The organism is Pelagicoccus sp. SDUM812002, assembly GCF_031127835.1.
Taxonomy (GTDB): domain Bacteria; phylum Verrucomicrobiota; class Verrucomicrobiia; order Opitutales; family Opitutaceae; genus Pelagicoccus.
On record NZ_JARXHX010000002.1, the window covers coordinates 246,106 to 272,722 of the forward strand.

A 26,617-nucleotide genomic window follows, 5' to 3' on the forward strand; every position below is an offset into this window, starting at 1 on the left:
GATTATCGAGAGGTGGGAAAAGGATTTAATGGAGCATTTTATATGGGGCTTCGCCAAAGCATTCACTCACGTATCAGACATGAAAAATAGCTCTCTTTCTGAATTTTGGATACAGGCTTTCTCTCATAAGGAGGGTCGTTTTTTGCGACGGGGTTTTCTAAAAAATTATCTCGGGTTGTTTGCGAGCACAGCCACTGTTGCCGTTGGATGGTATCGTAATTTCACGAATCGTTAGAGATTCTGAAAGTATTTAATGACTGAATACAAACGACAAAGTGAGTAAGGGTTTCAATGATCGGTGCCTTCGTAAATCCACATGGGCTGCGTATTTCCGGCCTGAACGAAGCCCAACTTCTCGTAGAATTCGATAGCTTTGCCGTCCGCGGTGAGCATGTGCATGTGAAAGTTGGCATAGCGAGACTTCAAGCGCTTCATGATTTCGCTGCCGATCCCTTGTCCTTGGTAGTCAGGATGAACGAGTAGGTGGGGATAGTAGACGACCAGATGCCCATCAGATATTGCGTTTCCGAGGCCGATGAGTCGATCGCCGCACCAAGCGCTGATAACGCTGTGCGAGCCTGCGAGGGCCGCTATCAAGGTTTCGGGAATTTCAGCAGAGGACCATTGGTTCGCGGTGTAAAGGGCTTGAACCCCTCCGACAGGGAGATGCTTTTCGGTTCGGTAGTGAATTGGAGTAGGGGCCATTTCTCTGGGTTACAAACTAGAGTCGGGAACGAGGCGTTTTCCCATGCTTATAACTGGGTCGATAGCGTAGCCTAGCTTTTCGTAAAACAGTCGCACCCCCTTGTTGCTGGAGCGGATTTGGAGATTGATTTTCGGACAGCCGGCTTCACTTAAGCTCTCTTCGGCGAAGCTCATCAGTTGTTCGGCGAAGCCTTTACCTCGCTGGGTAGGATCCACCGCCAGGTAGTTGATCCATCCGCGATGCCCCTCGTAACCGATCACGACGGAGGCGACCAGAGTTCCTCCTTCAATGCCGACCACCAACCACTCTGGGTTTACTCGTAGCTTTCGCTCTATATCGCGATCCGGATGGTTGCGCGGGACGGTCAACCCGCAGTCGTTCCAAAGGCGGACGAGAGAGTCTCGGTCGTCGATGTGGTAGGGTCGGATCTTCATGGGATGTCTCTTTTCACTACGAGCGCAGGCCTAAATAACAATCAGATTCTCAGCAATGCCGTCTAGGTTAAGCGGAATCCAGCGCGGCGAGACCAATCCGAATCTAGCATGCAAGAGTTTGTGTCGAACGCGCGCCACCGAGCATGAGTTATCAACATTTATGTAACAGGTTTGTTACGGAGGTTCGGAACGTGTTACGCGCCGGTGACAAGATGGTTACGGGACCTCTTTGCCATTGAGATTTAAGGATGCATGGGAGTCTTTCTTGGCCTCAATCACATATCAAAATGTCTCTAAATTCCCGTAATACAAAGTCCAATTGGGGCCTCGCCAAACTGTTATTGGTAACAATAGCGGTGGCCCTTTTTTCCAACCTTGCACTTGCCCAAGAAGCGAATGGTGTAATTTCAGGATCCGTGGTGGATGCTGAATTCGGTGGAGGCGTGTCCGGCGTTAGAGTCTCTGTGCTCGACTCGTCATCTTCCGCGATGACCGATATGAACGGTCGGTTTCTGATAACCGGCCTTCCTGCTGGGCAGTACACTCTCATCGCGACGGGCACCTACTATAAGAGCTCTCGTATTGAGGATCTTGCGGTATCTGCAGGTAGCATGGCCCGCGTAGACATTCCTCTCTACAGCGACGAATCTGAAATCGTCGAGTTGGATAGCTTCGTCGTCAAAGCCGAATCTCTAGTGGGCTCTGATCTCGCTCTGCAGTCCCGGCGTCAGGCAGCCCCGGCGGCGAGCGATTTTATCGGCGCTGAAAAATTTAGCCAGTTCGGTATCAGCGATGCGGCGGACGCTTTGGGTAAGGTGACGGGCGTTTCGATCACGGACGGCAAGTACATTGTAGTGAGAGGTCTTTCTGATCGCTACAACAGTACTACAATGAACGGTGCTACGGTGCCGAGCGCGGACCCTGATAAGAGAGCGGTCCAGTTGGATCAGTTTCCCTCCGGGATGATAGAGAGTATTGAAACTGTGAAGACATTTACTCCTGACAAGTCTGGTAACTTCACTGGTGGGTATGTAGACATCAAGACGAAGTCAGTTCCGGATGAGGCATTTATGACCTTGAGTCTCGGTGTGTCCATGAATGAGAAGACTACTTTTGAGGACGTTTTCCTAGGCCATGGGTCCAGCGATGACTGGAAAGGGGGGGACAGCGGTTACAGGGGCGTTCCAGACATAGCTTCGCGGCTTGAAGAAATTACGGAATCACCTCGGCGCTTGAATGAAGAGCAGCGGATGCTTCTAAGCGATATAACTAGATCATTTTCGCCCTATATGACGGGGCAGGAAGAGAAATCTCCACTGAATCACAGCGCTTCTGTTTCTTATGGAAATCGCTATACATTGGGAGAAGGGGCTGATGCTCCAACCATTGGAGTTGTCGGTAGCATTTCCAACAAACGCTCCTTTTCATATTACGGAGATGGGCAGGTTGGGCGTTGGGAGCTTAACCCGAGCGGCTTGGTAAGTGATGCTGAGTTTGCAGAAAGAAAAGGCACGGAAACGAATGAGTGGGGCACTATGCTAAATATAGCATTTCGCCCGAATTCTTATCACGAAATTGGTATCAACACCTCGTACACGCGCTCGGGCGATGATGAAGCAATTTCGCGTGAGGGGAGTCGCCAAGCAAGTGGCTCGGCTCTGTTTCGGGTCCAGAACCTTCGCTACACAGAGAGATCGATGCAGTCCGGACAGTTGTACGGCGAGCACAAGTTTGAGAATCTCGGTGGTACTTTTATTAACTGGTTCGTTTCGGATTCGGAAAGCACTCAAGCTGAACCGGACTTTAGGTTGTTCTATGACGAAATCCCCGAATCGAGTTTCCCTGTATATCGCGGAAATTTTCCTGCTCCCCGTCGATACTGGCGCGATCTAGAAGAAGCGACGGCGGAATATAAAATAGATGTTGCTGTACCGCTAGGACGAGACGGGTCCCAGATCAAATCTGGTGTGCAAGAAACAGTGACTGACCGTACGTTCAATGAAGAGGCTTTCATCTATGAAGATAATTCCCGCGGATTTCCATCCACCTATCGCTATGATGGGGACATATTAGGGTTTCTTGACGATTCGGTTCTCGGACTAAATCCAGAAACGGACCAAGTTCAGCGTTACATTTCAAAAACAGTGGGAGCGGTACCCGTCTATAGCGGTGAACAGACAATCAAAGGCGCTTATATCATGGGTGACCTGCGCGTCCGGGAAAAGTGGCGCTTCATCCTGGGTGCTCGATACGAGGATACCGACATTCAGGTACAAAGCTTGAATTTTCGCTACGAAGAAAACGAGGATGACGGGTTCATAGAGGAAAGCACGTGGCTTCCGTCGCTGAACGTGGTCTACGATTTGAGCCCGAGTTCCAAACTGCGTTTAGCTGCGACCCAAACGTTGGCTCGTCCAAACTTCCGTGAGTTGTCTCCATTCGGATCATTTAACAATATTGGTGGAGAGACCTTTGTTGGAAACCCAGAGCTCTTGATGTCTGATATTGATAATTTGGATATTCGTTGGGAGACGTTCGGAAAAGATGGAAACCTCTTTGCAGCATCCGTTTTTGCTAAAACCATCAACAACCCGATCGAGCAGAATTATATTGATGGAGAGCTCACATACGTAAACGTGGACACTGCAGAGCTCAAAGGCTTAGAGCTTGAGGTCCGTAAACGCATAAACTTCCTCTCTGGCGAATCGAGAGCGGTGACGATAGGCGGCAATCTGTCGTACACTGACTCCAAGGTTAAACGCTCAGAGTTCGAGTACAGGCAGAAAAGCGTTAGTGGCCTGTTAGACGTCGATCCTGTCCGGTCGCTTCAAGGCCAGGCCGAATGGGTCGGCAATGCTGATATAGCATACGAACACTTTGAGAAGGGATCGATGGTAACCCTGGCCTATAACTACACCGGCGAGCGAATGTACTCAGTCTCTTTGGGTCCACTACCTGACACGTTTGAGGCTCCATCAGGCGATTTGGATCTGATCTATTCCCAAAAGTTGAGCGAAAGAGTTAAGATGAAGCTGGCTTTCAAAAACTTGCTCGATGAAAGCGAGCGAAAGTTCCTAGCCCATGATGGAACTGAGGTTGTGTATTCAGAATACGGTAAAGGCCTCACTGCTTCTCTCAGCTTTTCGTATGATTTCCATTAGGAAAACCCTAATTTTTATAATCCTAAAAAACAAAGAAAAACTATGAAACGCACGCTCAGCATCCTTGCTGCTCTCGCTACTACTGCAGGCATGCATGCCGCAGTGACTTCCACTACCGGAAACGTGGTCACGTATACAGGTGGCATCGCTTCCGAAAACCGCATCACCACGGATACGGTATGGACCAACGATATGTCTTACGTTCTCGATGGTATCGTTTACGTGTCCGATGACGCCACTTTGACTATCGAGCCAGGTACCTTGATCAAGGCGGAAGACGGTCAAGCCGTCAACGTTTCCGCATTGGTCATAGCCCGTGGATCTAAGATCTTCGCGATGGGTACTGCAAGTAACCCGATTGTTTTTACCACGATCGACGATCCAATCACCTCCGTTCATGATCAGAGTGATCTCGATGACCTCGACACAGGTGCTTGGGGTGGCGTTGTAATACTAGGTGATGGACTCCTGAACTCGGACAAGGAGCAAGAGGGTGACCTCTACCCGAACATTGACGACCACGTCGAAGGTATCACAGCGAATGACTTCACTGTATTCGGTGGTCCCAACAACGATAGCAGCCAAGGTATCTTCCGCTATGTTTCGATACGCCATGGCGGTCAAACTTTGGAAGACGACAGCGAACTGAATGGTCTTACGCTCGGAGGTGTAACCGACAAGACAGTTATCGAGTTCGTCGAAATCTTTTCGAATTCGGATGACTCTATCGAAATTTTCGGCGGAAACGTAAACCCACGCTTCATCGTTTCAGCGTTCTCGAAGGACGACAGCTTTGATTGGGATAGCGGCTGGGAAGGTTACGGCCAGTTTTGGGTTTCCCTCGGTGGATCTGACGCGACAGCAGGTAGCCAAGACCATGGCGCAGAAATGGATGGTCTCGTGGGCTCTACGGTCGTTCCAGAGCTTCGCGGTCTCGGTACCGTTTACAATGCCACAATTGTTGGCCCAGGTTCAGCTTCCGGAGTGAGCGAAGGCCTCTTCGAAATAAGCGACGACGCAGGTGTTCGCTTCTACAACTCGATCTTCACAGCGTTCGGCGCTACGGATCACGTGATCGACATTAAGGACGACGCAGTTGACGGCGTTACCGAATTGCTCGCGGACAACCTCCCTCGCATCGACCTACAGAACAACATATGGTTCGATTTCGGCGCTGGGACTGACACTTCGAATTGGGTTAATTCTTTGAATGATGCAGGCGATGTCATCTTCTCGGACGCCTCACGCAACAACCGTGTAGAAGACCCGATGCTTCGTGGTATTAGCCGTATCAATGACGGTGGCTTCGATCCACGTCCTGCAGCTAGCAGCCCCGCCTTTACCAATGATCTATACGCCTACCCAGATCATCCATCGATCATGGAGGTCGACTATCAAGGCGCGTTTGGGCAAACAAACTGGCTCAGCGGATGGACCAAGCTCTCTATCGATGGCTACCTCCCAGAGTCCATCGAACGAAAGAGTGGAGAGATCTTCGCGACTGCAGTTCGTACTGACCTCGACGTAGGTGTTGGCGAAGTTCGTGCCCTAGGTCTCATCGTAACCGGTGACATCCCACGCTTGGCTATGATTCACGCTGAAGGCCAAGCACTGCTGAACGTGAACGTTACCACCGCCGCATCTGCGACGGCTTTCAGAATCTACAGCTACAGCGACGGCGACTACATCATGGACAACAAGATCTGGACCAACTGGGCGGAAACCGACCAGAAGGACGCGATCGAATCCATGTACCGCGTGTACGACCGTGGTGACCTCACTGGAGACGCCACCAGCGCGATTGCTCTTCTCACGCTCAACCCAGGTGCCTACTCCGTTGAAGTTTGGAATCCAGACGGCACCGCGGGCGAGTCAGTGATGGCAGTCACCTTCGTCGACTAAGAATAATAAAACCTTTTCAAGGCCATTTGGCTTTGTGATTACGGGGACTGGCCCTCCTTGGCGGGGGGCCGGTTTTATTTGTTTTACCAAGGAACTCAGGATCGACGTATGAACGCCAACAGCGGTTTATCGGATGTGCGCCTTCGAAAGTACGGTCGCCTTGCGGTCGTGATCCTCGTTGTGCATGCGTTGGCGACGTTCAGCGTGCGGGCCAACGAATTGGATCTGCTGGACCTGACAGGGGTCATTCGGTTCGGAGATACGGTCAGGGTGAGTTTATCTCACAAGCAAAGCGGGCATCTCGGATGGATTGAGATTGGCCAGCAAAGATCGGGTATCGAGATCGTATCCGCTAAATTGTCACCTCCTGCTGCTGCTACGGTTTCGAACGGCAGTAGTGTGAAGGAAATCCAGCTGAAAGAGGCAAAAGTGCGTCCTCTCAACATAGCTCAGTCCGTACGATCGAGACCGAAGAGCGAGGCGGAGATATCATTCGATGCGACGATGATGATGTCTTACGAACGTTCCCAAGAGCTTCGCAGGGAACGAGAAAGAAAGAGGAGAGATGCTCTTCTCCTGCGACAGAGCGATTCATAAGATCAGCTTCCGACGGATTCGGCCTCAGAGGGGTGCAATCCCTTTCACATTCCATTCGCAACTCGACTCTTGATTTTTATCAAGTTTCATATCAACAAATCCGCATACGTTGATGGGAGACGTTCGTTCCGTTTCCTGCAAACCCATAAAACCGTTCGCAAATTATGCCAAAAAACTTCGTATTCTCCTCTGAGTCTGTGGCCGAGGGCCATCCTGACAAAGTTTCTGACTACATCTCTGACAGCGTCTTGGACGCTTGCCTCGAGCAGGACCCAACCAGCCGGGTCGCTTGCGAGACGCTGGTGAAGAGCAACATGGTCACTCTAGCTGGCGAAATCACCACCAAGGCGAAGTTCGACTACGAGGCCGTCGTTCGCCAGGCGATCCGCGAGATCGGTTACGTGAACGATGACGACGTTTTCCACGCGGACACCGTATTTATCACGAACTATCTCACCAGCCAGTCCCCCGACATTGCCCAGGGTGTCGACGCCAAGAAGGCGAAGGGCAAGGACACGGCGGAGCAGGGAGCGGGCGACCAAGGAATCATGTTTGGCTACGCCTGTAACGAGACGCCGGAGCTCATGCCGGCGGCCCTTATGTTCTCTCACATCATCGGCCGCGAGATCGCCCGTGTCCGTCACGGCGGCCGTCAAGCCAAGTGGCTTCGCCCGGACTGCAAGTCTCAGGTGTCGGTACGCTACGAAGAAGGGAAGCTCGCTGAAATCACCGCGGTTGTCATTTCGACGCAGCACGCCGACGACGTTTCGTTGGATACCATCAAGGATTTCATGATAAACAAGGTTATCAAGAAGTGCCTCCCGAAGAAGTTGCTTACCAAAAACACTCAGTATCTGATCAACCCCACAGGCCGTTTCGTACTGGGAGGGCCGCAAGGCGATGCAGGTCTTACAGGGCGTAAGATCATCGTGGATACTTACGGAGGCTGGGGCCGCCACGGTGGAGGCGCGTTTTCCGGTAAGGATCCGTCGAAGGTTGACCGTTCCGCTGCGTACATGTGCCGTTGGGTTGCCAAGAATATCGTAGCGGCTGGCCTCGCCACACACGCCGAGCTTCAAGTCGCCTATGCGATCGGATACCCGGAGCCAGTAAGCATCACGGTTGAGACTTTCGAAACCAACTCGGTACCTGAAGAAGCAATTGAGAAGGCTGTAGCTGAAGTCTTTAGCTTCAAGCCAGCCAACATCGTCAAGCAACTCAACTTACTGCGTCCGATCTACCGCAGCACCACTAATTACGGCCACTTCGGCAAGGACGGCCTTCCTTGGGAAGAGACCAACAAGGTCGAAGCCCTTAAGAAGGCGGTTAAGAAATTTCAATAAACAGAGGAGGAAATACAGTATGATTGAAACAACTACAGAAACGCTTCCATACAAGGTAGCAGCCAAGACTCCAGAGGAGTTTCAGCAACAAGCCGAATTCGGCCGCAAGGAAATCACCATTGCTGAAGCGGAAATGCCCGGTCTGATGGGCGTTCGCGCTAAGTACGCCGCGGAAAAGCCGCTGGCAGGTGTTCGCATCATGGGTTCGTTGCACATGACGATTCAAACCGCGGTTCTCATCGAAACCCTCGTCGAACTCGGCGCGGACGTACGTTGGGTATCGTGTAATATCTTTTCAACGCAGGACCATGCTGCTGCGGCCATCGCTGCAACGGGTGTTCCGGTTTTTGCCTGGAAGGGCGAGACGCTCGAAGAATACTGGTGGTGCACGGACCAGGCGCTTCGTTTCCCAGGTGGCCTCGGTCCGCAGCTCATCGTCGACGACGGTGGCGACGCGACCATGCTAATTCACAAGGGCTACGAGCTCGAAAATGGTAGTGATTGGGTCAATACGGCTTCTGGATCCGATGAGGAGCAAGTCATCAAGAATCTCTTGAAGCGGGTACATGCTGAAGATTCCAGCCGTTGGCACAATGCGGTCAAGGAGTGGAAGGGCGTTTCCGAAGAGACGACTACAGGCGTGCACCGCCTCTACCACATGGAGAAGGCTGGCGAATTGCTGATCCCTGCGATCAACGTCAACGATTCCGTTACCAAGTCCAAGTTCGACAACCTCTACGGATGCCGCGAATCCCTTATCGACGGAATCAAGCGCGCAACTGACGTCATGACCGGCGGCAAGGTTGCAGTAGTTTGTGGATATGGCGATGTGGGCAAAGGCTGCGCTCAAGCGCTCGTCGGCATGGGCGCGCGCGTCATCGTGACGGAAATCGACCCGATCTGCGCTTTGCAGGCAGCAATGGAAGGATTCGAAGTGACTACAGTAGAGGATACCCTCGGCCGCGCGGACATCTATGTGACCACTACGGGTAACAAGGACATCATCACCATCGACCATATGAAGGCGATGAAGGACCAAGCGATTGTCTGTAACATCGGTCACTTCGACAACGAAATCCAAGTAGACAAGCTGGTTAAGTTCCCGGGTGTCCAGCATCTGAACATCAAGCCGCAGGTTGACCAGTACACCTTCCCAGATGGCAACGCGATTTTCCTTCTCGCGGAAGGACGTCTCGTCAACCTGGGTTGCGCCACCGGCCATCCATCCTTCGTCATGTCGAACTCCTTTGCGAACCAGACGCTCGCCCAGATCGACCTTTGGAAGAAGAAGGACGAGTACAAGGTAGGCGTTTACCGCCTTGCTCAGGAACTCGACGAAGAAGTTGCGCGCCTTCACCTGGAGAAAATCGGCGTCAAGCTGACGACGCTCTCCAAGGACCAGGCAGACTACATCGGCGTAGATCAGTCCGGGCCGTACAAGCCGAGCCACTACCGCTACTAGGCGGTACTCGTTTGCGAACTTACGAAACGCCTTATCCGCTCAAGCGGGTAAGGCGTTTTTTTGGCTGTGAATGCGAGTTGGAAAGAGGCACAGCCGAATTTAGCCAATAAGTTTGGTTGGCTCAGTCCATTGTACCGCTAGCGTACCTCTGCCTCGATCTACTTTTATGCCGCAATCCCAAGCACCTGAGCTCAGCCGCTTTCATCCTTTGGTGGCCCGTTGGTTTACGGGGCGCTTGGGTGAGCCGACCGATATTCAGAAAAAAGCTTGGAGTCTGATCGCCGAAGGGGAGCACTGTTTAATTTCTGCCGCAACGGGTAGCGGCAAGACCTTCGCTTCGTTCCTTTGGGCAATTAGCCAGTTAGCTTCCGGTGAGTGGGAGCTGGGGCAAACTAGGGTGCTCTACGTCTCTCCCCTCAAGGCTCTAAACAACGACATCCAGCGCAACTTATTCGGGCCTCTAGAAGAGTTGCAGGAACTCTTTCTAACGGAGGGAATTGCTTGGCCAGAGATTCGGGTGATGACCCGTAGCGGCGATACACCTCAAGGCGACCGTCGCAAGATGTTGCGCCATCCACCAGAAATCCTGATCACTACTCCCGAGAGCCTAAACTTGTTGCTCACGTCGAATGACGGGCAACGTTCCCTGCTCGGAGTGCAGTCCGTGATCATCGACGAGGTTCACTCGGTGGTCGGCAGTAAGCGGGGTGTTTATCTCATGACTGGGATCGAACGACTGGCTCATCTTTGTGGAGAGTTTCAGCGAATCGCGCTTTCAGCTACGGTGCGGCCTATGGAGTTGGTGGCGTCCTACGTGGGTGGATCCGTCGAGGGAGTTCCCAGAAACGTGGCTCTGGCCGATTCGCAAGCGAGCAAATCTTATGAAATCTCGGTTCGTTTCCCAGCGGAAGCTAACCAACAAGCAAGCGACGAGGATTTTTGGCAGCCAATCGTGCAGGACCTGAAGGCCTTGATTGCGGAGAACGAGTCGACCTTGATTTTCGTCAACAGTCGCAAGCTCTGCGAAAAGCTAGCGTACAAGATCAATCTGGAAGAGCCGGTCCCCATTGCGTATTCACATCATGGATCGCTCTCCAAGGAGTTTCGATTCGCGGTGGAACAGCGATTGAAACAGGGAGATTTGAAAGCGATCGTGGCTACGAATTCGCTGGAAATGGGAATCGACGTAGGTGCTTTGGATTGCGTGGTGATGGTGCAGTGTCCGGGGAAGATTTCCTCTGCCGTGCAAAAAGTGGGCCGGGCTGGTCATCAAGTGGGAGCCACCAGTCGAGCGGTAGTCTTTCCATCCTACTCGCGCGATTTTCTGGAGTCGGCTGTATTGTCTGAATCGATACGTGAGCGTGCGATTGAGGCGGTGCGGCCTGTAGATGCCCCGCTCGACGTACTCGCCCAGATTTTGGTTTCAATATTGGGTTCCGGTCCGTGGAATATCGATGATCTCTTCCAGCTCGTGCGGCGGTCTTACCCATATCGATCGCTTTCTCGAGAAGTCTTCGACTTGGTGTTAAACATGCAAGCAGGCCGCTATGCGGGTAGTCGACTGAGGGATTTGCAGGCCCGGATCGCCATTGATCGAACTGAGAATTCCGCGACCTTACGCAAGGGGGCTTTGATAGCGTTTTACCTTTCGGGGGGCGTGATTCCGGACCGCGGTTATTTTCACTTGAGGCACAGCGGAAATGGGGGTCGAATTGGTGAGCTGGACGAGGAGTTCGTCTGGGAACGCTCTGTTGGTGATGTATTCACCTTAGGGGTACAGAGTTGGCGGATCGATCAAATCACCCACAATGATGTTCTCGTATCACCAGCTCCGAGCGGAGAAGTGGTTCCTCCTTTTTGGAGAGCGGAAACCTTTGACCGTGATTTCCATTTTTCGAATCGAATTGGAGAATTCTTGGAGTGGGCGAACGAGAATTTGGACCGGTCTGATTTTTTGAATGAGCTGCAACAGCGTTTCAATATGGACGCAGTGGCCTCGAAAGCTTTGTACGATTTTCTGATGAACCAGCGATTGGTCACTGGAAAGGACTTACCCCACCGGCACCACATTCTTGCGGAAATCATCGACGCAGCTCCCGGCGGTGCTCCCGGTCAGCAGCTCGTTTTGCACACGCACTGGGGAGGTCGGGTGAACCGTCCTTATGCCCTAGCATTGGATGCGGCTTGGAGCGAGGCCTTCGGGCATCGGACCGAGGTGTACGTCAACAACGACTGCGTGGTGGTGATGCTGTCTGACGAAGTGTCGGTCGATGAGGCGATCGGTCTCGTCAGTCTTCAAAACGTGGATACGTGTTTAAGGAACCGTCTGGAAGGATCTGGTTTTTTCGGGGCTCGTTTTCGTGAGGCTGCAGGGACCGCGCTACTGGTTACGCGTAACAAGGCGGGGCAGCGGTTGCCGCTTTGGTTGAGCCGTATGCGGGCCAAGAAACTCTTCGACTCGGTGCAGCAGTACGATGATTTCCCTCTTTTACTGGAAGCGTGGCGCGCCTGTTTGAAAGACGAGTTCGACATGGATTCGCTGCGGTTGGTATTGGGCGAGTTGGAGCAAGGTGACATCTCGGTAACGGTTTCGAGGGGAAGTAAGCCGAGCCCTTTCGCCTCAAGCGTAGCCTGGCGCCAGATCAACGAAGAGTACATGTATGCAACGGACAGTCCGAACGCTTCTGGTCAGTCTAAGCTTAGGGATGATCTGGTACGCTCTGTTGCATTCGATGCGAAAAGCCGTCCGCAGGTAGATAGGGAATTAATCGAGGCTTTCGAAGAGAAGCGGCAGCGACTTGCGGAGGGATACGCTCCTAGCGATGCTCTGGAGCTCAAGGAGTGGTTGCGGGATCGCATCGCGGTTACGGCTGACGAATGGAAGGGTTTACGATCGGAAGTTGAGGAAGAGGTTTTAGTATCGCAGGGAAGAAGTTGGGTTTTTCTGCAAGAAGAGGAGAGCCGTACCGTTCGGCTTTTTAACGAAACACCAGATCCCGAACTGCTTTGCGAGTTTCTCTCGTACTACGGTCCTGTATCGGAAGATAGATTGCAGGAATGGCTCGGGTGTTCCGAGCTCGCCTTGCGTGTTGCCTTGGATGAGCTCGAAGACAGTCAGCGTTTTATTTCGGGTCGCCTAGTGGAAGGCTCGGATGCGGTACACGTTTGCGAAGCGGAGAATTTTGAGATTCTGCTACGTATGAAGCGAGCTCGAGGGCGAGCGAGCTTCGAGCCTTTGCCTTTTGAAAAGCTCTCTTTGTTTTTGGCAACTTGGCAGGGTTTGTCTGGGGACAAGCGGAGAAATGACGAGCTGCGGGAAGCTTTGGATCGTCTACTCGGCTGGACTGCTAAAATAGAAGATTGGGATAGTGCTTTGCTGAAGTCGCGAGTGAATGGATACGTTACGTCACAGCTCGACGCGACGTTGATGGAGGATGGGTCACTATGGTACGGAGTGGATATAGGCCGCACTGGTTTTTGCTTGCCGGAGGATTGGGATCTATTGGCTATGGGGAGCGGAATCGATAGTGCTGAGTGCGAACAGGCTTTGCTCTCGGTTTTGGAATCTGGCGGGCGATACAGCTTTGCCAAGCTGCAGGAGCTTTTGAGTGTCAGAGCTGCTGAACTTGAGAACAGGCTTTGGAATCTTGTGTGGAAAGGCCGAATAAGTAATGACGCTTTTGCGACCGCGCGAAAAGGAGCCGAAGGAGATTTTCGATTGTACGCTGCAGATGCGACGCGTGAGCCGAACCTAAGAGCGATTCGTGTGGGCCGCCGCCCGCGTGCGACCCGTTCCGTATCGTATCCGGGAAGCTGGTACATCTTGCCTGAACCTACCGGCCATACAGACGTGGTGGAAAAGCTCGACTCAGAGAAAGAGCGGGCTCGTATTGTATTGGATCGTTACGGCGTGGTTTTTCGCGAGCTGCTTTCTCGAGAACGGGAAGGGTTTCGCTGGAAGGATGTTTTTCGCTCTCTAAGATTGCTAGAGCTTTCGGGAGAGATAGTGGGAGGTCGCTTTTTTGAAGGTGTCCCGGGGTTACAGTTCGCTTCGAAAGAGGCACTGCGTCGTCTCCGCAAGCCGTTTCCTGAAAAGGCCATTTTCTGGATGAGCGCGACTGACCCAGCTTCGCTTTGCGGTATCGGTTTGGAAGCAACGCACAGGGCTTTGCCAAAGCGGCTCTCTGCGGTGCGACTCGTCTACCGAGGCTGCGAATTGGTGGGTTCGGCTCAACGCGGAGGAAAGGTTCTACATTTTCACGTGCAGGCAAACGAACCCGATCTGCCGCAAATCGTTTCTCAGATGGCGGATGCGATCGGGTTAAGCTCAATGAGTCAGCTGAAGCTCGAAACCATCAATGGCGAGGACGCGAGGAGCAGCTCGTATCTGGAGAGCTTGGCAGCGGTTTGGCGACTGCACAGCAACCACAAGCAGGTAGTGGTCGAAGGTTTGCTGCCCTGAGCAGGCGAACATTACTGATGAGAGTCTGAAACTCGTGTCCAAGTGTAGAAGCAGGTGGGTTTGGACTAGTTCTGATAATGATAGGGAGGGCCTTTTCCCTCTTGACGGATACGCCTGCAAGACAGCTTTTTGAACTTGGAATGTCTGCGGAATTTTAGGGAGGGAGACGGTATTTGTCCCATCCTTTTCGCTAGACTGTTCGGGGACTATGGAGCTGGAAAGGAAACTAGAGATACTGGCGGATGCTGCCAAATACGATGCGTCCTGCGCGAGCAGCGGGGGCGAGCGCAGGAAGACATCAGCTGGGATGAAGGGCGTCGGTTCGACTACGGGATCGGGTATTTGCCACAGCTATGCTCCGGATGGCCGTTGCATTTCGTTACTCAAGATCCTGCTGACCAACGTGTGTATTTTTGACTGCATGTATTGTGTGAATCGCCGCTCCAGCGACACCCCGCGGGCGGCTTTCACTCCAGAGGAGGTCGTGGGGCTGACACTGGATTTCTACAAGCGGAACTATATAGAAGGTCTTTTTCTCAGCTCAGGCATCATTCGCAATCCGGACTATACCATGGAGCAATTGGTGCGGGTAGCCAGGACCTTGCGGGTGGATCATGGCTTTCGGGGCTACGTGCACCTAAAGACAATTCCCGAAGCGTCGCCGGAATTAATCGAGGAGGCCGGGCGTTGGGCGGATCGATTGAGCGTGAACGTGGAGCTCCCGACTCAAGAAGGTTTAGAAAAGCTGGCTCCTGAGAAGAATTTGCGTCGCATACAAGGTGGTATGGCTCGCATTCGAGAAATCAAGGAGGATGACTTAGACCGTAAGAAAAAAGCGAATACGGAGAGGCAGCGCTCCCAGGTCTCGCAAGAGCGATCCTTTGCTCCCGCCGGACAAAGCACCCAGATGATCGTGGGCGCGGATGATGCCAATGATCGAGCTGTCTTGTTTCGAGCCGATACCTTGTATAAATCTTACCAATTGCGTCGCGTCTATTACTCAGCCTACAGTCCGATTCCCCACGCCTCGGTTCTCTTGCCACCCAAATCGCCACCTTTAGTTAGAGAGAACAGGCTTTACCAAGCTGACTGGCTCTTGCGTTTCTACGGTTTCTCGCTCGACGAGATCGTTCCTAAGGATTTGGGGGATCTGCCGCTCGATCTCGACCCCAAGTCGGCTTGGGCGCTGCGGCATCGAGAGTTTTTTCCTGTCGACGTGAATACAGCGTCGAGGGAGGCTCTCTTGCGGGTACCCGGTTTAGGGGTGCGAAACGCGGAGAGGATTTTAGAGGCACGTCGCTTTGGAAAGCTATCGCTCGCCGATTTGCGTCGGCTCCGTCTGCCTCTGGCGAAGGCGAGTCCGTTTATCGTCGCGGCTGACCATTCCCCAGGATTGGTAGAACTCTCAAATTCTCAGCTAAGGGTAAAGCTCGGCGTTCCTGCTGAGCAGCTACTCTTGCCCTTAAGTCGATCTTAGAAATTGTCATGGGCGGGCGGATACATGCTGAGGCATCGAACTTCGAGGAGTGGCGAAACGTGTCTCGTGAATTGCTGGCGAGAGCCGCGTTGCCCGAACAGGTTGTATGGAATGAGGATCAAGAGGTTGAGTTGAATCTCGGCGTCGAAGAGAAGTCCAAACCTCCTCTGCCTAGTTCTGGGCCGGTGCGTGTATCGGATGAGTTTGTGCGACGAGCCAAAGGGGTCGCTTGTCACGTGGATTTGGATACGTGGGGCTTGTTGTATCGGATGCTTTGGCGAATGACCCGAGGGGAAGAGCGCCAACTCCTGAGGCGGGCGAACGATGTGGATGTGCGAAGCTTTGAGCTAAAGGAGAAGGCGGTAAGGCGGGAGCGGCACAAGATGACTGCTTTTGTCCGCTTTCGAAAAGTTGAAGTAACCGGAGAGGAAACGGAACGTGAGCGGTTTGTGGCGTGGTACGAGCCTGAGCACGACGTCGTGTATTTAGCGGCTCCCTTCTTCAGGGATCGCTTCTCATCGATGGATTGGTCGATACTCACCCCGCGAACTTGCGTCCACTGGGATGGGCGGGAGCTAAGCTTCAGCGAAGGGGCGAGTTTTCAAGAAAGGCCCGATGAGGACGAATTAGAAAAGTATTGGCTGAAGTACTACGCAAGTACCTTTAATCCCTCTCGACTCAACATTTCCATGATGGAGCGCGAGATGCCCCGCAGGTATTGGAAGAACCTGCCGGAAGCGAGCTTGATCGCTGAGCTTTCGAATGGCTCCTATGGGAGGTCGGAGAAGATGAAGGCTGAGCTCGAAGACAACCCTAAGTTGCAGGGGCGGCGCCCGAAGGGTGCTCCGGATGGCCGAGAGCGAGGGGTGATTCGCACTTCGGATGAGATACGTTTGCGCGGCGAAGGGCTGACGCTTGAGGCGTTGAGAGATCAAGCTCAGCTCTGCCGAGCGTGTCCGCTACACGAACGGGCGACGCAAGTGGTTTTTGGCGAAGGGCCGCCGGAGGCGAAGCTGATGATTGTGGGTGAGCAACCGGGCGATCGCGAAGACCTGGCGGGGCATCCATTTGTGGGACCGTCCGGAGAGGTATTAGCGAGTGCCATTGGGGAGTTGGGTATCGATCGCGAAGCGGTGTATGTGACGAACGCGGTAAAGCATTTTAAATGGCGGCCTTCTGGCAAAATTCGCTTGCACCAAAGTCCCGCTCCCAAAGAGGTACACGCCTGCAAGCCGTGGTTGGTACACGAACTTGAGCAGGTGCACCCAAGGGTAGTGCTTTGTTTAGGGTCTACGGCGGCTGCTGCGATTTTGGGACGCCCCGTTTCAGTCACGCGAGAGCGGGGATTGCGTGACGATCCCGGATTGCCGTACGCGGTGGTGGTCAGCTACCACCCGGCTTATCTTCTTCGCATCGTGGATGAGTCTGAAAGGCTCCGAGCGAGCCAGCAATTTTATGCGGATCTCGAAGCCTGTAAGCAATTTATTGATACGATGTGATTCGTAGAGAATCTACCGGTGTCCTGGACGCTCGAAAAGCTTTTGCTAATAGCGGTAATGCACGCGGGCTGGAGACTCGAAGGTCGCAGCGCTGATGATGGACCAGAGGTGCACGACCCAGCCGAGTAGGATGAACCAAAGCAGCCAAGCTAGTACGAAGTGGCAGACTGCGGCGAGGACGCGGCCTTGTAGGAGTTGGCCAAGTCCTGGAATAAAAAAGCTACAAAGGGCGGCGATGACGTTTCCGGCGGTTCCTTGTCCGTTCATGATTTTGAGAAATGTGTTGAGTTGACGATGTCAGCGAGGATTTGCAGGTCCTCGCTGCTTTCTGGTAATATAAAATGGTTGCTTTGTTCGGGAAAGGATAGGGCGTATCGCAGTGCGATCGCTTTGCCGTTGGCCGACCCCGAGATATGGCTGTCGTCGATTTCCAGCTCTCGGATCGCCTGCCGTAGGAGTTGCACGCCTTGGTGGTCGTCGAGGAATTGGGAGATGTCTACGAGGGTGACTTCGAAGCGAGAGGCGAGGCAGCGAGCGGTTTTGGCCCAATCTTGATCTGCGTTGGATGAATCGTGCAGGAGGAGGATTTTAGGACCGTGTCCGATTGTTGAATACTGAATAGGCTGTATCGTCTCTTCGATTTCGCCTTGGGAGTTGAGGATGCTCGCCCAGCTGAGGGCGGCGGCGATGAGCAGGAGGACTGCTCGAGTGACGATTGATTTCATGGCAGGCTATGGCTTGGTAGGATTTTTGGGTAAAGCAGTAGCTAGGGCGCAGTGGTTTGAGGGGAACTGCGGAGTGTGAGGCTGTGGTCGGGGCTTGGCCGCTACACTGGGTCTATTGGCCGGAGTTGAAGCGGCGTTCCCAGTCGTAGGATTTGTTGGTCACGTAATTTTCCATGCGGCGGATGCGTGACTCGATAGCATCGAAGCGGTTCTTCAGGCGACGCAGGCTCAGGGTGCGGGCCGAGACGTCGGTCTCATAGTAGTCCTCTTCGTAGAAAGGTTCGGGCCCTTGCTTCTCGCTGTGCTCCGGCTCTTCTTTGATGATGAAGGCGGCGATGATGTAGAAGACGGGGAAAGGGAAGATTCCCGAAAAGAGAGAGATGGCTACGAGTCCGAGGCGTATCCAGACTACGGATAGGTCGAAGTGGTCGGCTAGGCCTTGGCAGATGCCGAAGGCGACGCGGTTGCGGGAGCGATAGAGTGGTTTTCTCATGGAGAGTGGATTTGGTGTATTCGCTGCGCGACTACTTCTTGTTGATGATTATCGTTTCGAGGGCTTCGATTCGCTTCTCCATTTTGCCCAGCGACTGGTGGAGCTCTTGCATTATGCGGGCTTCCTCCTCGTTGAGGGAGCTTCCCGTCGCTCTTTGGTGCTCTCGCTTGTTTTTAGTTAGCGAGATGATGGTACCGCAGATGATGGCGATGATGGGAATGAGGAATATGAGTATTTCAACTCTCATGGCGAGGGGAAGGGTTAGCGTTTGAGGTGCGTGAAGCTATGGCAAGCGGGCTGCTATTGAGCTTTGTTATTCTCGATCTCAGCCTTGAGTGCGGCAAGTTCGTTTTCGAGGGACTCGTCGCCTTCGAGCTTGGCGAATTCGTCCTCGAGAGCGGGACGCGCCTTTGCGTTGACCAATTGGGCGTCGGCTTCCATGCGCTCGATACGGTTTTCGAAGGCGTCGAAGCGGGCGAAGGCGTCGACGTTGTCGTTCTTGCGGAGGACGCTCTGAGCTTTGTAGCTCTTCTGGGCCTGAGTGTGGCGTTGGAGGAGCATCTGGTGCTTTTTGCGAGCGTTAGTGAGCTTTTCCTCGAGTTGGCTGATGTCGCCTTGGTAGTTGGCTACGATGCCTTCGAGCTGGCTGATTTCCTTGGTGAGGCGTTCATGTTCGTCAGCGAAGACGCGCTTTTCGGCGAGGGCTTCACGAGCGAGGTCCTCGCGACCTTTGCTGATTGCCAGACGAGCCTTGTTTTCCCAGTCGTTGACTCGGTACTGCACGTCGTCGAGAGCGCGGGATACCTTGGATTTGGTGGCCATGGCCGAAGCGCAGGAGGCTTTAATTTCGACCAAGGTGTCTTCCATTTCCTGGATCATCAGCTTGATCATTTTTTCGGGGTCTTCCGCCTTATCGAGCATAGAGTTGATGTTGGCGGAGACGATGTCTTTGAAGCGTGTGAATATTCCCATGTTGTTTTCGTGGTTAAATTGAAGTTATGCCCCTCTATTATCACGAGTCGTGCCAAGTTGGTGTTGGGAAGCTATAAGTTAATGACCAGTAAGAGGATAAATTATTTATAATGTTATTATAGATCGAGCCTTAAGAAAATAAGTTTGCTTTTAGGCCAAAAAATGGCATAAATAACCGAGCATATGAGCCAAAGAGATTCGGAGAGTTTTGGAATGGGTACTTTACCCGAAGCTTTGGGGGTTTCGGAGGCGTTTCTAGATTTTCAGCAGCGACTTTCAGCGGTGGCAAAGATTGACCGGCCGGTGCTGTTGATCGGCGAAAGAGGGACGGGTAAGGAGCTGGCGGCGGCCCGTTTGCACTTCCTCTCTCAGCGTTGGCAGGGGCCTTTGGTCGCTTTGAACTGTGCAGCCTTGTCTGAGTCGGTGTTGGAGTCGGAGCTCTTCGGCCATGAGGCGGGCGCCTTTACGGGAGCGGTGAAGCGGCGGGAAGGGCGCTTCGAAGCGGCGGACGGAGGAACGCTTTTCCTAGACGAAATCGGTCTCGTTTCGCTCACGGTACAGGAAAAGATTCTGCGAGCGGTGGAGTACGGAGTTTTCCAGCGCGTAGGGGGCTCGTCCTCGGTGCGGGTCAACGCCCGTATCGTGGGAGCAACCAACGCCGACCTCTCCGAGATGTCGCGGGGCGGCAAATTCAAAAGCGACCTCTTGGACCGCTTGTCGTTTGACGTGCTCTATCTGCCGCCATTGCGGGCGCGACGAGAGGATATCGAATTTCTAGCTATGCATTTCGCCTCTGGAATGACTCGCGAGCTGGAGTTGGCGGCTGTGCCGGAGTTCAGCTCGGGAGCTTTGGATAGCTTGAATGCCCACGATTGGCCGGGTAACGTGCGCGAGTTGAAAAACGTGATCGAACGTAGCGTCTATCGCAGCGGGGGAGGCAAGATAAAGCGCATCGAATTCGACCCCTTCGTCAATCCCTACGAATTGGAAAGCGTATCCAAGAATCCGGACGAAGACGAGAGGGTGAGTGATGACCTGTCGCGACCACTACAGGAGCAGGTGAAGGCTCTCGAGTTGAGGTTGTTGCGCAAGGCTTTGATGGAGGCGGGGTACAGGCAGCAAGCAGCAGCTAATAAGCTGGGGCTGACGTACTATCAGTTTCGATCGATGTATCGAAAGTATAAGGACGAACTTTAGAATTTACGTGGATGGCGTGAAAGCCGTCCGTCCAAGAAAAAGGCCGAACCTTCGCAGGTTCAGCCTTTTGGAGGTTAGGTGAAATGTCCCTGCGGCTATGAGATGTTTAATTGCTCTTCTAGGTTATCAAGGGCTTTCTGGATCGCGCTTTCGGCGACTTCCGCGAACATCTCGCCTGAGTCCCGTGTAGTGTTTACGGTGATACCGGTGTTTTGGCCGCGTACGACTCCGAGGTCATGTGTGACGCCGTCATTGTCGGTGTACTCTGCTCGAGCGCTGAATGTGTAGAAGTTCGTGCGAGAGCGTTCCCAGTCGATAACGGTGAACATGAGGTAACCTCGGTCATCCTCCTCCGGAAGAGTGTTGTACTCGATCTCGTACTTGTCTATCCAGTCGTTGCGGTCTGCAGCGTCGGCAAATGCATTGTGCAAGAGGTCGTCTCGGGCGTTTGATATGTCCGAATAGGCTGCGCCTGGAAGATCGTCGAAATAGACTTGCAGTTCGTGCTCCAGTGTGGGCTGCGACTCTTCGGGAGCGGCGTTACCGTAGGCGAAGAGCGTTAGGCCCGTAGCTAGGGCGACCCACCGCTTGGTCTTTTTCGAGCCGAGTGTGATTTTGTCGTCTATGCTATTCTTCATGGTTCCTTTGGGTGTATGTGTTGCAGGAACGATTTTCGGCCCTGCTTATTTTGTACAGCACTGGTAGTGCTAGACGCGTGCCAACGGCCATTTATTTACTCCGGTGGAGCTCGTTGACGAGGCTCGCAACGAGGGCGGTCCAGCCTGTTTGATGACTCGCTCCGTGCCCTTTACTAGTCTCAGGATTGAAGAATTCGTAGAAGAGCGGTGGCTCGGTTGTGTCAAGGCTATGAGGGTCGGTTCCTTGGCAAGGGCGACGTCCGGCGGAGTTTCTTTTGAATAAAAGTGTGAGGCGACGTCGTAGTTCTTGGGCGCAGTAATCGAGTGTGTGATACTGGCCAGATCCGGTGGGGAACTCTATTTGGAAGGATTCGCCGTAGGCTTTGTGGTAACGGTCAAGTGCTTCAACGAGGAGGTAGTTTATGGGAAACCAAATGGGGCCCCGCCAATTGGAATTTCCTCCAAAGAGGTGTGTATCCGAATCTCCAGGACGGTAGCGGAGGTTGAGCTCTTCTCCGTTAATGTTGATGGAGTAGGGCTGGTTCTCGTAGGTGCGGGAGAGCGAGCGGATGCCGTAGGGGGAGAGAAATTCTTTCTCATCGAATAGGTAGGCCAGTAATCGCGTGAGGCGCTCGCGGTTGGGCAAGGCGAGCAGGCGTGTTTGGCCGCTGCTGGAGCTCGGTAGAGCCTCGACGAAGCGGGTGATGTCCTTGCGATTGTTCAAATACCACTCCATGCGTTTGCGGAATCCTGGCAGCTCGTCCAGCGTCTCTTGGGGGATGGAGAGGGAGGCGATGAGGGGGAGGAGCCCTACCAGCGAACGGACCCGCAGGGTGGTGCGTGTCCCGTCTGGGTGTTCGATTTCGTCGTAGTAAAATCCGTCTTCCTCATCCCATAACCCTCCATGAGCGAGGTGGTTTGCTGCCTCGCATATGCTCATGAAATGTTCGAAGAACTTGGAGGCGAGGTCCGAGTAGGTCTTGTCGGAGTGGGCGAGTTCCAAGGCGATGGAGAGCATCTTGGAGCAGTAGAAGGCCATCCAAGCGGTGCCGTCCGCTTGGTTGAGGATCGCGCCGCCAGGAAGCGGTTTCGATCGGTCGAAGAGCCCGATATTATCCAGACCGAGAAATCCGCCGCCAAAGAGGTTTCGGCCCTCTGGATCCTTGCGATTTACCCACCAGGTGAAGTTGATAAGCAGTTTCGAGAAGGCTCGCTTGAGAAAGTCGATATCAGGCTCTCCTCGGTCCCTGCCGTGGATGTAGACCTCCCAGCAAGCCCAGGCGTGGGTGGGAGGGTTGACGTCGTCGAGCGCCCACTCGTAGGCAGGCAGCTGACCATTGGGGTGCATGTACCACTCTCGCAGGAAGAGCAGGAGTTGCTGTTTTGCAAAATCCGGGTCGATGTCCGCGAAAGGCAGCATGTGGAAGGCTGTGTCCCAAGCGGCGTACCACGGGTACTCCCATTTGTCCGGCATGGAGATGATGTCCTTGTTGAAGAGGTGCTTCCAGTTGCGATTTCTTCCTTGCTCGCGAGCGGGTGGAGCGTGGGCTACCTCGCTGTCACCCTTGAGCCAGTCGTGAACGGAATAGTGGTAGAACTGCTTGGACCAAAGGAGACCGGCATAGGCGGCACGCTGGATGGCTTGCTCCTCTCCGTCGGCTTGTTGGCTCAGCTTCTCGGCCCAGAAGTTGTCTGCTTGGGTTTTGGCGTTGGCGAAGGCGGTTTCGAAGTCGTCTCCAAAAAGGGATGTAGGTGACTCGTCTTCTGCGTAAAGACGGATGGGAATAGTGACTGACTGGCCGGCGGGTACGTTAATATCGTAGCGAGCCATGGCGAGGGTGCCTTTGCCCTCACCTTGCATCACGGCGTCTTCCTGCTTCTCGATCAGCCAGCGATGAAATGCGTCTTTGGTGAATGTGGTGTAGTTGTCCTCTCCATACAGGGCTTTGGAAGCGGTTTCGTTTTCGGCAAGCCCGATGCAGGGCTTGGTGCCATCAGAAGCGTAGCCCGCAGCGAAGTGGAAGGTGCCGAGGCCCTCGCGCTCGAGTTGGAGAGTGTTGGCGCTGCTAAAACTTATTTGTGGTTTGAGGGAGCAGCCCTCGTGCTCGCAACCCCAAATCCATGTGTTGCGAAACCAAAGCTTGGGCAGAACGGTAAGAGGAGCATTCTCGTCCCCGCGGTTGTTGATGGTCAGTCGCATCAGCAGGTCGTTTTGGCCCGCTTTGGCGTATTCGATCTCGATATCAAAGTAACGGTTTTCGGCAAACGCGTCTGTATCGCTCAACTCGAACTCCGGATCGTTGAGCCCGCGCTTGGCGTTCTCTTGGCGAAGCTGCTCGTATGGGAATTCAGTTTGCGGGTACTTGTATAGAGCTTTCGAATACGTGTGAGTCGGCGTGGAGTCTAGGTAGTAGTAGAGCTCTTTGCAGTCCTCGCCGTGGTTTCCCTGCTCTCCGTTGAGACCGAACAGGCGCTCCTTGATGATCGGGTCCTTGCCGTTCCAGAAGGCAGGCGCCAAACAGAGTCGACCTTCTCGATCGCAGAAACCGGCTAGACCGTCCTCTCCCCAACGGAACGCTCGCAGGTGGGCGTCCTCGAAGGGGAAATGCCGCCATGCCTGGCCGTCGGCCGAATAGTCTTCGCGCACGGTGCCCCACTGACGCTCTGAGAGGTAGGGCCCCCAGCGTTTCCAGTTCTTTTCCCTTGTCGCGTCCTCTGCGAGACGCTGCTTTTCACTATCTCCGATCATGTTGGTATTGGATTCGTTTTTAGGCGGGCGGCGGTAAGAGGTGGGGAGCTATGGTGGGGATGATGTTAAACGTCATGTTCCCAACCATCAACTCGCCGCGCATTCGAAAGGTGGATACGGTATTCTCGCGTTCATCTAGGAGCCGGTGGGCCCCTTCCAGCAACAGTTTACCTGATTCGCTCAATTCCACGCCCCTTGGGTTCTATGATGAAGAGCACTTCGCCCAGCTCTTCCTCCACTTTAGAGATTCGGTAGCTGAGAGAAGGTTGGCTGAGATGGCAAGCTTTGGCGGCTCGAGTGAAGCTCTGCTCCCGGGCCGCCGCGACAAAGCATTTTAGCTGGGTAAAGTCTATAGGATTAACCGATGACGATGATTGGTGTTTGTGTGCAACCGGACACGGTGAGGATTACCATGGGAATTTCGTGGTTCCGCCCTTACAGAGGTGGCTTTAAGCGATTCGCCTCTGATTCAGGTTGAGAGATCCAATTAACGATTGCCGCAGGGGAATGCTGCACTTTTCCGTTCGACACTGTCGCGGCTTTGCTCGTCCTTTTAGATAAGGACTATGAACATCTCTTTCGACAACACCTACGCCCGCCTCCCAGAGCGTTTCTTCAAGCCGCAGCTTCCTGCCAAGGTGCCGGCTCCGGAATTGATTCGAGTGAATCGAGAGCTCGCTGGAGAGCTCGGTATCGACGCGGAATGGTTGGAGTCAGACGAAGGGCTTTCGGTCCTTGCAGGCAATGCGATCGCGGAAGGATCGGAGCCGATCGCCCAAGCGTACGCTGGGCATCAGTTCGGACACTTTGTGCCGCAGCTGGGCGACGGGCGCGCCATCCTGCTGGGCGAGGTCGTATCGGGTAATGGCAAGCGTTACGATCTGCAGCTCAAGGGATCTGGGCGAACCGCTTTTTCGCGGGCAGGCGATGGAAAGTCGGCTCTAGGGCCGGTCATTCGCGAGTACATTTTAAGTGAAGCGATGGCGGCTTTAGGCGTTCCGACGACGCGGGCTCTAGCGGCGGTGGCCACTGGGGAGACGGTTTATCGGCAGGAAGGTGAGGTGCCAGGAGGCGTTTTCACTCGGGTGGCTTCCAGCCACGTGCGGGTGGGGACGTTTCAGTATTTTCAGTCGAGGGGCGACGTGGATGCGATCCGCTCTTTGGCCGATTTCGTGATCAAGCGTCACTATCCGGAAGCCCTGCAGGCAGAGGATCCCTACCTTGCCCTGCTCAGAAACGTGGTCGAGAGACAGGCCTCGCTGGTGGCCCAATGGATGTCTCTGGGCTTTATCCATGGCGTCATGAACACAGACAACATGGCGGTATCGGGAGAGACGATCGACTACGGCCCCTGTGCCTTTATGGAAGTATTTCATCCGGAGTGCGTTTTCAGCTCGATCGATCGCAACGCTCGCTATGCTTGGGGTAACCAAGGAAACATCGCCTTCTGGAACCTGACGAGATTGGCGGAAGCGTTGTTGCCAGTCATTGATGAAAAGCCGGAGGATTCTAGTCGCAAGGCGGAGGCCGTTTTAAATGAGTTTACAGATCGTTTCGCTGACCAGTATGTCGCACGGTTCAAATCAAAGCTGGGATCCTCTGAAGTCGTATCTAAAGAGCTGATACAAGAGACGCTCCAGTTGCTCGCTTCGCAGGAAGTCGACTTCACTCTATTCTTTCGCCATCTCACGCGTAGTGCTGGGGGGGCTTCCACAGCCGAACTCGAAGACCTTTTCAAAAACCGCGATACATTTGGAGAGTGGTTTTCCAAGTGGTCCGCCATGGATGTGTCCACCGAGGGCCTGCAGGCCATGCAGCGCGCAAATCCGATTCTGACTCCTCGGAACCATCGAGTCGAACAAGCGATACAAGCTGCATACAGAAGCGACTACTCTGTCTTTCATCGGCTTGTGAATGCACTAGCTACTCCGTTTGTAGATGATCCGGCCAATCGTGATCTAGAAGCTCGGCCGCTGCCCGAGGAAGTGGTGCACCAAACCTTTTGCGGCACCTGAGGTGTAGGATGGCAAGGCAGTGAATTCTAAAGGCTGGTCTAACCCCGCCGATTGTCGTCAGCGGCAAGCCTTTTTGCAAGTGCGTCCTCGGCAGCCCATTTCCACAAGTTCACTGAGCAATTTGCAAAGCCAAACCCTGGCGAATCCTCTACTTCTCCTATCATAGACTGGAGTGATTGTTAAGCAGATCGTCGAGGAAGTCTGCTCGCTATCGAGCATTAAGGCCAGCTGTCGAAAGGGAAATCCGTCTGATGCAGAGTCACTTCTGATCCAGTTCTGCTTTGTATCTTATGGTGAGCTTTCTCTTGTCGGAGTCGTGCTGCTTCACCTCGATGCTTTCAGACAATACGCATGAATTGGTTTCGTATATAAACGGAAAATACTGGTCATCCACCTGATCTTTTGGAGTGTAACCCTTGTAGTTGTAAACGCAGGACATGAGGAGTTCTACCTCTTTTTCTTCGATTTCTCGATTAAAAGTCAGCTCGTAGCTTCTATGATGTCAACCACCTCTGCCACCTGTGCTTCTTTCGAACCATTCGAATTCAAGTCCGTTAAGTTCTTCTACTTCTTGAGTATTGCGGTAGGCGTCGTCGAGTATGCCTACCATCAGTTCTTGGGAATGTTTCGTGAACGAGTAATAGGAAGGAGTCCAGTGATCGTCTTAGCATCTTTTCGATCGACAAGGTGTAGAGCAGAAGGCCTATAAACGCGATTACGAGTAACGGTATATGGTTCTTCATGATCTTAACCGAATATCGAACTCTACGAAGTGGTGTTGGCAG

22 protein-coding genes are annotated in these 26,617 nt (G+C 53.5%); 10 read left to right on the forward strand and 12 right to left on the reverse strand.

What is annotated here, in order from left to right:
• Positions 1-288: 288 nt before the first annotated feature.
• Both QEH53_RS04685 and QEH53_RS04690 read right to left on the reverse strand, forming a co-directional pair.
• A complete protein-coding gene (locus QEH53_RS04685; RefSeq protein WP_309021978.1) occupies positions 289-705 on the reverse strand; it encodes a GNAT family N-acetyltransferase in 417 nt (138 codons plus the stop codon).
• 9 nt (positions 706-714) lie between these two features.
• Positions 715-1,140 (reverse strand): GNAT family acetyltransferase, encoded by a 426-nt coding sequence (locus QEH53_RS04690; RefSeq protein ID WP_309021979.1) that lies wholly within the window; start codon positions 1,138-1,140, stop codon positions 715-717.
• 287 nt (positions 1,141-1,427) lie between these two features.
• Here QEH53_RS04690 and QEH53_RS04695 point away from each other — a divergent pair, with 287 nt between their 5' ends.
• The 8 genes from QEH53_RS04695 to QEH53_RS04730 all read left to right on the forward strand — a co-directional run bounded on the left by QEH53_RS04695 (position 1,428) and on the right by QEH53_RS04730 (position 17,043).
• Entirely contained in the window at positions 1,428-4,301 is a 2,874-nt protein-coding gene (locus QEH53_RS04695) for a TonB-dependent receptor (RefSeq protein WP_309021980.1), read from the forward strand.
• 42 nt (positions 4,302-4,343) lie between these two features.
• Complete coding sequence (locus QEH53_RS04700; protein WP_309021981.1) at positions 4,344-6,203, forward strand: hypothetical protein; 1,860 nt, start codon at positions 4,344-4,346, stop codon at positions 6,201-6,203.
• A gap of 108 nt (positions 6,204-6,311) precedes the next feature.
• Positions 6,312-6,800 carry a hypothetical protein gene (locus tag QEH53_RS04705; protein WP_309021982.1) on the forward strand — a complete coding sequence of 163 codons (489 nt, stop codon included), beginning with the start codon at positions 6,312-6,314 and terminating at the stop codon, positions 6,798-6,800.
• A 164-nt stretch (positions 6,801-6,964) separates the two neighbouring features.
• A complete protein-coding gene (metK, locus tag QEH53_RS04710) occupies positions 6,965-8,143 on the forward strand; it encodes a methionine adenosyltransferase (protein WP_309021983.1) in 1,179 nt (392 codons plus the stop codon).
• Between the two features lie 19 nt (positions 8,144-8,162).
• Complete coding sequence (ahcY, locus tag QEH53_RS04715; protein ID WP_309021984.1) at positions 8,163-9,605, forward strand: adenosylhomocysteinase; 1,443 nt, start codon at positions 8,163-8,165, stop codon at positions 9,603-9,605.
• A 166-nt stretch (positions 9,606-9,771) separates the two neighbouring features.
• Complete coding sequence (locus QEH53_RS04720) at positions 9,772-14,067, forward strand: DEAD/DEAH box helicase (RefSeq protein WP_309021985.1); 4,296 nt, start codon at positions 9,772-9,774, stop codon at positions 14,065-14,067.
• A gap of 208 nt (positions 14,068-14,275) precedes the next feature.
• On the forward strand, positions 14,276-15,544 hold the full coding sequence (locus QEH53_RS04725) for a putative DNA modification/repair radical SAM protein (protein WP_309021986.1): 1,269 nt from the start codon (positions 14,276-14,278) through the stop codon (positions 15,542-15,544).
• Positions 15,545-15,552: 8 nt separating this feature from the next.
• Positions 15,553-17,043 carry a UdgX family uracil-DNA binding protein gene (locus QEH53_RS04730; RefSeq protein ID WP_309021987.1) on the forward strand — a complete coding sequence of 497 codons (1,491 nt, stop codon included), beginning with the start codon at positions 15,553-15,555 and terminating at the stop codon, positions 17,041-17,043.
• A gap of 45 nt (positions 17,044-17,088) precedes the next feature.
• On the opposite strand, the gene QEH53_RS04735 is transcribed toward QEH53_RS04730, so the two are convergent.
• The 5 genes from QEH53_RS04735 to pspA all read right to left on the reverse strand — a co-directional run bounded on the left by QEH53_RS04735 (position 17,089) and on the right by pspA (position 19,233).
• Entirely contained in the window at positions 17,089-17,310 is a 222-nt protein-coding gene (locus tag QEH53_RS04735; protein WP_309021988.1) for a hypothetical protein, read from the reverse strand.
• Positions 17,307-17,768, reverse strand: coding sequence for an alpha/beta hydrolase (locus tag QEH53_RS04740; RefSeq protein WP_309021989.1), 462 nt, complete (start codon positions 17,766-17,768; stop codon positions 17,307-17,309). The genes QEH53_RS04735 and QEH53_RS04740 overlap by 4 nt, the downstream gene beginning before the upstream one ends.
• A 112-nt stretch (positions 17,769-17,880) precedes the next feature.
• On the reverse strand, positions 17,881-18,261 hold the full coding sequence (locus QEH53_RS04745) for a PspC domain-containing protein (protein ID WP_309021990.1): 381 nt from the start codon (positions 18,259-18,261) through the stop codon (positions 17,881-17,883).
• Between the two features lie 31 nt (positions 18,262-18,292).
• Positions 18,293-18,508: a hypothetical protein gene (locus tag QEH53_RS04750; RefSeq protein ID WP_309021991.1), complete on the reverse strand. Its 216-nt coding sequence runs from the start codon at positions 18,506-18,508 to the stop codon at positions 18,293-18,295.
• Between the two features lie 53 nt (positions 18,509-18,561).
• A complete protein-coding gene (gene pspA / locus QEH53_RS04755; protein WP_309021992.1) occupies positions 18,562-19,233 on the reverse strand; it encodes a phage shock protein PspA in 672 nt (223 codons plus the stop codon).
• A gap of 183 nt (positions 19,234-19,416) precedes the next feature.
• Here pspA and pspF point away from each other — a divergent pair, with 183 nt between their 5' ends.
• Positions 19,417-20,430, forward strand: coding sequence for a phage shock protein operon transcriptional activator (gene pspF / locus QEH53_RS04760; RefSeq protein WP_309021993.1), 1,014 nt, complete (start codon positions 19,417-19,419; stop codon positions 20,428-20,430).
• Positions 20,431-20,525: 95 nt separating this feature from the next.
• On the opposite strand, the gene QEH53_RS04765 is transcribed toward pspF, so the two are convergent.
• From QEH53_RS04765 to QEH53_RS24405, 4 genes are all read right to left on the reverse strand, one after another.
• Positions 20,526-21,068 carry a hypothetical protein gene (locus QEH53_RS04765; protein ID WP_309021994.1) on the reverse strand — a complete coding sequence of 181 codons (543 nt, stop codon included), beginning with the start codon at positions 21,066-21,068 and terminating at the stop codon, positions 20,526-20,528.
• Between the two features lie 91 nt (positions 21,069-21,159).
• Positions 21,160-23,817 (reverse strand): hypothetical protein, encoded by a 2,658-nt coding sequence (locus QEH53_RS04770; protein ID WP_309021995.1) that lies wholly within the window; start codon positions 23,815-23,817, stop codon positions 21,160-21,162.
• Between the two features lie 19 nt (positions 23,818-23,836).
• Positions 23,837-24,007: a hypothetical protein gene (locus QEH53_RS04775; protein ID WP_309021996.1), complete on the reverse strand. Its 171-nt coding sequence runs from the start codon at positions 24,005-24,007 to the stop codon at positions 23,837-23,839.
• Positions 23,985-24,170: a LysR family transcriptional regulator gene (locus tag QEH53_RS24405; protein WP_369426422.1), complete on the reverse strand. Its 186-nt coding sequence runs from the start codon at positions 24,168-24,170 to the stop codon at positions 23,985-23,987. The genes QEH53_RS04775 and QEH53_RS24405 overlap by 23 nt, the downstream gene beginning before the upstream one ends.
• 213 nt (positions 24,171-24,383) lie before the next feature.
• Here QEH53_RS24405 and QEH53_RS04780 point away from each other — a divergent pair, with 213 nt between their 5' ends.
• Complete coding sequence (locus tag QEH53_RS04780) at positions 24,384-25,832, forward strand: protein adenylyltransferase SelO family protein (protein ID WP_309021997.1); 1,449 nt, start codon at positions 24,384-24,386, stop codon at positions 25,830-25,832.
• 259 nt (positions 25,833-26,091) lie between these two features.
• Here QEH53_RS04780 and QEH53_RS04785 read toward each other — a convergent pair whose 3' ends face one another.
• On the reverse strand, positions 26,092-26,271 hold the full coding sequence (locus tag QEH53_RS04785; protein ID WP_309021998.1) for a hypothetical protein: 180 nt from the start codon (positions 26,269-26,271) through the stop codon (positions 26,092-26,094).
• Positions 26,272-26,617 lie beyond the last annotated feature (346 nt).

Bases quoted from the DNA above. Each gene is read 5' to 3' on its own strand.
- QEH53_RS04685 (WP_309021978.1), bottom strand. From the start codon at position 705: ATGGCCCCTACTCCAATTCACTACCGAACCGAAAAGCATCTCCCTGTC.
- QEH53_RS04690 (WP_309021979.1), bottom strand. From the start codon at position 1,140: ATGAAGATCCGACCCTACCACATCGACGACCGAGACTCTCTCGTCCGC.
- QEH53_RS04695 (WP_309021980.1), top strand. From the start codon at position 1,428: ATGTCTCTAAATTCCCGTAATACAAAGTCCAATTGGGGCCTCGCCAAA.
- QEH53_RS04700 (WP_309021981.1), top strand. From the start codon at position 4,344: ATGAAACGCACGCTCAGCATCCTTGCTGCTCTCGCTACTACTGCAGGC.
- QEH53_RS04705 (WP_309021982.1), top strand. From the start codon at position 6,312: ATGAACGCCAACAGCGGTTTATCGGATGTGCGCCTTCGAAAGTACGGT.
- metK (WP_309021983.1), top strand. From the start codon at position 6,965: ATGCCAAAAAACTTCGTATTCTCCTCTGAGTCTGTGGCCGAGGGCCAT.
- ahcY (WP_309021984.1), top strand. From the start codon at position 8,163: ATGATTGAAACAACTACAGAAACGCTTCCATACAAGGTAGCAGCCAAG.
- QEH53_RS04720 (WP_309021985.1), top strand. From the start codon at position 9,772: ATGCCGCAATCCCAAGCACCTGAGCTCAGCCGCTTTCATCCTTTGGTG.
- QEH53_RS04725 (WP_309021986.1), top strand. From the start codon at position 14,276: ATGGAGCTGGAAAGGAAACTAGAGATACTGGCGGATGCTGCCAAATAC.
- QEH53_RS04730 (WP_309021987.1), top strand. From the start codon at position 15,553: ATGGGCGGGCGGATACATGCTGAGGCATCGAACTTCGAGGAGTGGCGA.
- QEH53_RS04735 (WP_309021988.1), bottom strand. From the start codon at position 17,310: ATGAACGGACAAGGAACCGCCGGAAACGTCATCGCCGCCCTTTGTAGC.
- QEH53_RS04740 (WP_309021989.1), bottom strand. From the start codon at position 17,768: ATGAAATCAATCGTCACTCGAGCAGTCCTCCTGCTCATCGCCGCCGCC.
- QEH53_RS04745 (WP_309021990.1), bottom strand. From the start codon at position 18,261: ATGAGAAAACCACTCTATCGCTCCCGCAACCGCGTCGCCTTCGGCATC.
- QEH53_RS04750 (WP_309021991.1), bottom strand. From the start codon at position 18,508: ATGAGAGTTGAAATACTCATATTCCTCATTCCCATCATCGCCATCATC.
- pspA (WP_309021992.1), bottom strand. From the start codon at position 19,233: ATGGGAATATTCACACGCTTCAAAGACATCGTCTCCGCCAACATCAAC.
- pspF (WP_309021993.1), top strand. From the start codon at position 19,417: ATGAGCCAAAGAGATTCGGAGAGTTTTGGAATGGGTACTTTACCCGAA.
- QEH53_RS04765 (WP_309021994.1), bottom strand. From the start codon at position 21,068: ATGAAGAATAGCATAGACGACAAAATCACACTCGGCTCGAAAAAGACC.
- QEH53_RS04770 (WP_309021995.1), bottom strand. From the start codon at position 23,817: ATGATCGGAGATAGTGAAAAGCAGCGTCTCGCAGAGGACGCGACAAGG.
- QEH53_RS04780 (WP_309021997.1), top strand. From the start codon at position 24,384: ATGAACATCTCTTTCGACAACACCTACGCCCGCCTCCCAGAGCGTTTC.
- QEH53_RS04785 (WP_309021998.1), bottom strand. From the start codon at position 26,271: ATGTCCTGCGTTTACAACTACAAGGGTTACACTCCAAAAGATCAGGTG.